This window comes from Romboutsia sp., assembly GCF_051659545.1.
In the GTDB taxonomy this organism is placed as follows: Bacteria; Bacillota; Clostridia; order Peptostreptococcales; family Peptostreptococcaceae; genus JBOFOR01.
In genome coordinates this window covers 1-3,138 of the sequence record NZ_JBOFOR010000015.1, presented here as the reverse complement: position 1 = coordinate 3,138, position 3,138 = coordinate 1, and the positions used below count along the sequence as shown (strand labels likewise).

At 30.6% G+C, this 3,138-nt stretch carries 6 protein-coding genes; all 6 read left to right on the top strand.

Going from position 1 to position 3,138, the window contains the following annotated elements; all coding sequences use genetic code 11:
• On the top strand, positions 1-414 hold a 414-nt coding region (locus ACRC03_RS00605), incomplete at its 5' end, for a hypothetical protein (RefSeq protein ID WP_438650603.1).
• A gap of 10 nt (positions 415-424) precedes the next feature.
• Complete coding sequence (locus ACRC03_RS00600) at positions 425-1,369, top strand: hypothetical protein (RefSeq protein ID WP_438650602.1); 945 nt, start codon at positions 425-427, stop codon at positions 1,367-1,369.
• On the top strand, positions 1,347-1,604 hold the full coding sequence (locus ACRC03_RS00595) for a phage holin (RefSeq protein WP_438650601.1): 258 nt from the start codon (positions 1,347-1,349) through the stop codon (positions 1,602-1,604). The genes ACRC03_RS00600 and ACRC03_RS00595 overlap by 23 nt, the downstream gene beginning before the upstream one ends.
• Positions 1,591-2,403 (top strand): N-acetylmuramoyl-L-alanine amidase, encoded by an 813-nt coding sequence (locus ACRC03_RS00590; protein WP_438650600.1) that lies wholly within the window; start codon positions 1,591-1,593, stop codon positions 2,401-2,403. The genes ACRC03_RS00595 and ACRC03_RS00590 overlap by 14 nt, the downstream gene beginning before the upstream one ends.
• A gap of 44 nt (positions 2,404-2,447) precedes the next feature.
• The gene (locus tag ACRC03_RS00585) at positions 2,448-2,708 is read left to right on the top strand and encodes a hypothetical protein (protein WP_438650599.1); all 261 of its coding nucleotides are present in this window, start codon (positions 2,448-2,450) and stop codon (positions 2,706-2,708) included.
• Positions 2,698-3,138 (top strand): Ig-like domain-containing protein (locus ACRC03_RS00580; RefSeq protein WP_438650598.1); only part of this gene is annotated, 441 nt, incomplete at its 3' end. The genes ACRC03_RS00585 and ACRC03_RS00580, both read left to right, overlap by 11 nt.

Here is a 3,138-nt window from a genome sequence, read left to right as displayed (position 1 = left end):
GGATATGAACTATATGCAGTTGACTCTGATAATACAACTGGTGAAAATTTAGAATTTAAAGTTGATTATATTCCTAATCCAAAGAGTCCAGTTTATTATAATAAAAAAGAAATACTTATATATAATGAAAATAAGATATGGGAATTTAAAGATAAAGTATTAGCTAGAACTTCATCAGATGTTATTGTTACTATAAATGGAGTTAAGTTAAGCATAGAAAAATACACTTTCGTATCCAATATAAATACTCTAAATATTCACACAAGCCTTAGTAATAGTGATATTATTAAAGTAGAATACCACGTTGACAAGATAGAGTATATTCACAATACAATCAAGAATTATAAATATTCTATTGTACCTATATTCAAAAAAGAATATAGTATTGGAAATCATAATAAGTTAAGATACTAAGGAGTTTGCAATGGCTAGAGATGTTAACTTTACTAAAATTTCAAGAAGAGACTTAATAGAAAAAGAAGAAATAATTAAAAGCGCTATTGAAAATAAAAATGTAGGGATAGTTGATAAGAACGTTGACAGAAAAGACATAGTTGACGTATATGACGATACATTTTTTAATAAAGTGATGTTTATATTTGAAAATAGACAAGACGCTAATAGTTGCTTTTTTAATAACTTTAAGGACAGGCTTGATTCTGATTTTGTAAAAAGTATTAATATACAACACGACCCTGTTAATACTTGTATAAAAACAGGAAGCGACGGTCCGTATTCGGAGTATTACACTAGAGAGATATATACAAACTCTAAGGCTAATTCTACTATGAATAACTTTATGCTTGTAATTGACCAAGAAGTGCCTAAGAATAGTGCAATTAGATATTATCTAGTTACAGATAAAAATGAAATATTCCCAATACAAGCAAATAACAAGACTCCTATATCAATAAAAGATAATGACAGCTTACCTACTAGTGTAAAAATAAAAGCACTAATAGAGCAAGGAGCAGGACAAATAAAAACTAAGATAAAAGGCATGGCTTTATTGTATGAAGATGATTACATATCAAGTCAATTAGACATATTTAGACCAGACTTTGATAGAGAAGTAATTGAAACTCCAGAGGATTTAATAACTCTATTTAGAGATCCCAAAAATGAAGATAGATTATTCAAAGTAGAAAGCTCTACTGATAGAACACTTCTTAACTTTAATAAAGAAAGTGAACTAGAATCAATTGATGTCTACAGTATTAAGACTAATAAAAAATTGTCTGATACTGCTATGATATATGAAGATTACACTAATTCAGAAGGTGTAACTGAAAAAGTTCTTACAAAAATAAGAACTAGAAACTCACTATTATTGGGGGACAAGCTAGATGACAAAGAACAAAAGAATTAAAAATCCTTTTTTCTGGATAGGGTTAGTTGGTATATTTTTTACAGCAGCTAATGTTGATTTTAATACTTTAACTAGTTGGGTTTTATTGCTTGAGAGTATTAAAAATATATTTTCAAATCCAGTAACCACTATAGCTGTAATAGCGGCTATACTTGGAGTGTTTGTTGATCCAACTACAAGTGGATTAAAAGATGCTAAAAAGATAGAAGGAGTTAAAAAACATGGGAGCTTATAATATTCACGCAGGACATAATCCAGATGGCAAGACTGCTTGCGGAGCAATAGGACTTATAAAAGAAAGTACAGAAAACAGAAATGTATGTGGTGAAGTTATAAAGTTATTAAAGCAAGAAGGGCACCAAGCTTTTGATTGCACTGTAAATAATGGTTCATCTAAGAGTGATGTAGTCAACAAAATAGTTAATTTAACTAAGAGAAACAAAGCTGATTTGGATGTTTCAATTCACTTCAATAGTGGAGCTAAAGACCAAAAAGGAAATGGAAACACTACTGGTGTTGAGGTTCTAGTATATAAGAATGAAGGACTTGCAGGGCAAAAGGCTAAAGCTGTATGTGATAGTGTAGCTAAGTTAGGGTTTAAAAACAGAGGTGTTAAAGTTAGAACTGACTTAGGAGTATTAAGAAATACTCTAGCACCAGCAATTCTTGTAGAATGTTGTTTCGTAGATGATTATGATGACTGTAAAGCTTACAACTACAAGGTTATGGCTAAAGCTATAGTTGAGGGTATACTTGGCAAAAGTATAGGAGCTACTGCACCTAGCTTGCCTAACAATGACCATCAATATAAAAATGGAGACTATGATAGAAAAGCCAAAGTGGTAAATGTTGGTTCTACTGGTCTTAATGTAAGAAAAGAAAGAGGAAAAACAAACGATATACCAGTACGAAGCTTAAAAGAAGGCACTATATTGAAAGTAAGTTACTGTTTAAATAACTGGTTTTCAACTTATGACTATAAATACAACAACCAACCCACTTACATTTGTGGAGAGTATATAGAGTTATTATAAAAAAAGGGAAGGGGAAACCCTTCCCTTTTTAGAAGGAGAAAAATATGAAGATAACACAAAGCAAAAATCAGGTATTCGTAAAAGGATTAAATGATGTTGAAGCTTCAATACTTGCTACCACTAAAAAGGCATTAGAAAAAGACCCAGAAGTAGTAGAAAGTTCTGTTGACTATATAGTTCTTGAAGTTTTAAGAAAAGTTAAACAAGAAATACTAGACCCAAGCCATGAGCATATTGAATATGTAAAAAGAGATGAAGTTATAAATATAATAAAGGAATACTTAGGAGAAACAAATGGAAAATAGCATACAACTAAAAGCTAAGATATATCCAGAAGATGCTACTAATAAAAATATACTATGGAAAAGTTCCAATACAGATGTTGCTATAGTAAACGAAAATGGATTAGTTGTATCTGTTGGTTACGGACATTCTACTATAACTGCAACATCAGAAGATGGAAATAAAATAGCAAGATGTGAAGTAAATGTAACTGAGGATATCTACATAGTAAAAGGGATAGTATTTGAAGATACAGTTGCTATAATTGAAAAGGGAATAGAGTACCAAATAGCTCATTCTATATTTCCATCTACTGCAATTAATAAAAATATTCATTGGGAAAGTAGCAATACTGATATAGCAATCGTTGATGGCAATGGAAGCGTTCTTGGTAAAAAAACTGGAGAATGCGTAATAAAAGCAACTACTGATGATAGTGGAAAAACTGCAAAG

What these genes read in the sequence shown, in the direction of transcription:
- ACRC03_RS00600 (WP_438650602.1), top strand. Translation starts at nt 425, where the DNA reads ATGGCTAGAGATGTTAACTTTACTAAAATTTCAAGAAGAGACTTAATA.
- ACRC03_RS00595 (WP_438650601.1), top strand. Translation starts at nt 1,347, where the DNA reads ATGACAAAGAACAAAAGAATTAAAAATCCTTTTTTCTGGATAGGGTTA.
- ACRC03_RS00590 (WP_438650600.1), top strand. Translation starts at nt 1,591, where the DNA reads ATGGGAGCTTATAATATTCACGCAGGACATAATCCAGATGGCAAGACT.
- ACRC03_RS00585 (WP_438650599.1), top strand. Translation starts at nt 2,448, where the DNA reads ATGAAGATAACACAAAGCAAAAATCAGGTATTCGTAAAAGGATTAAAT.